We start from the raw sequence: 1264 nt of genomic DNA, 5'->3' as shown, positions 1-1264 counted from the left end.
CCCAGGTAGCCGCGGGCCACGCCGTGACCGTCGATGAACAGCTGACCGGTCACCCCGGGAGGCAGCTGCCGCAGTCGCTCGTCCAGCACGTACAGGCCGGTGTTGGCCAGCGGGTGGCCGACGGCGATGGTCTCCGGCTCCTCGGGGACGTCCCAGTAGCTGGACCAGATGGTGGTCTCGGTCGGCCCGTAGACGTTGACGACCCGCTGGGTGGTCTCGATCAGCTGGGCGGCCAGGTGCGCGGTGAGGGGTTCGCCGCCGGTGAGGGCGGTGACGGTGTAGTCGTCGAAGCCGGCCTCCAGCAGCAGCCGCCAGGCGGAGGGCGTGGCCTGTACGTGGGTGATCCGGTGGGTCTCGATGAGGTCGATCAGGGCCGCCGGGTCCTTCGCCTCGTGGTCCTGGGCCAGGACCACCCGGCCGCCGGTGATCAACGGCAGGTGCAGCTCCAGACCCGAGATGTCGAACGACACCGACGTCGACGCCAGCCACACCGTGCGGCCCTGCGCGCCCAGGTCGTCACGGATCGAGGCCAGCAGGTTGTGCAGCGCGCCGTGCCCGATCATCACGCCCTTGGGACGCCCGGTCGACCCACTCGTGTACAACACGTACGCCAACTGCTCCGCCGCCACCGCCGCCGGCCCGTCGACCGCAGGCGCGTCGTCCAGGTCTACGGTGTCCAGGTCGATCCTGGTGCCCGCGAAGTCCACCGCCTGCCCGCTCACGGTGACCAGCACCGCCGCGCCCGAGTCCGCCAGCATGTAGTCGATCCGCTCGCCCGGCAGCGCCGGGTCGATCGGCAGGTACGCGGCCCCGGCCAGCCACACCCCGTGCAGCAACGGCACCAGATCCGCCCCACGCGGCAGACACACCCCCACCACGTCCTCCGGGCCGACGCCCGCCGCCCGCAACAGACCCGCGAAACGCGCGGCCCGCTCCGCCACCTGCCCGTACGTCAGCTCGACATCACCGACCACCACCGCGACCGCGGTGGGCGTGGCCGCCGCCTGGGCTGCGAACAGCTCGCCGGTCAGCACGGGGCTGCTCGCATCGATCCGCGATCCTGACACTTCGACTTGCTCCACTTCGGGCGGGTAGCTGGCGGTGACATCACCGTCCGGGGCGGCCGTCGTCGCCCTCGGCGGGCGGGCGGCCTCCCCGGACGCGTCGGTGGTGGTTCAGTTGGCGGCGGCGGCCATGCGGGTGCGCAGGCTCAGCGGGCGCATGTCGGTCCACACCTCGCCGATCCGGGTGAGGCACTCCTGCT

At 72.3% G+C, this 1264-nt stretch carries 1 protein-coding gene; it reads right to left on the bottom strand.

What is annotated here, in order from left to right; genetic code table 11:
- Nucleotides 1-1082: AMP-binding protein (locus tag ACWEQL_RS42485; RefSeq protein WP_452156995.1), on the bottom strand; the 1082-nt coding region annotated here is incomplete at its 3' end.
- Between the last annotated feature and the right edge of the window lie 182 nt (nt 1083-1264).

It is taken from the genome of Kitasatospora sp. NPDC004240 (genome assembly GCF_053603215.1).
This window is presented reverse-complemented; position numbering and strand designations above follow the sequence as displayed.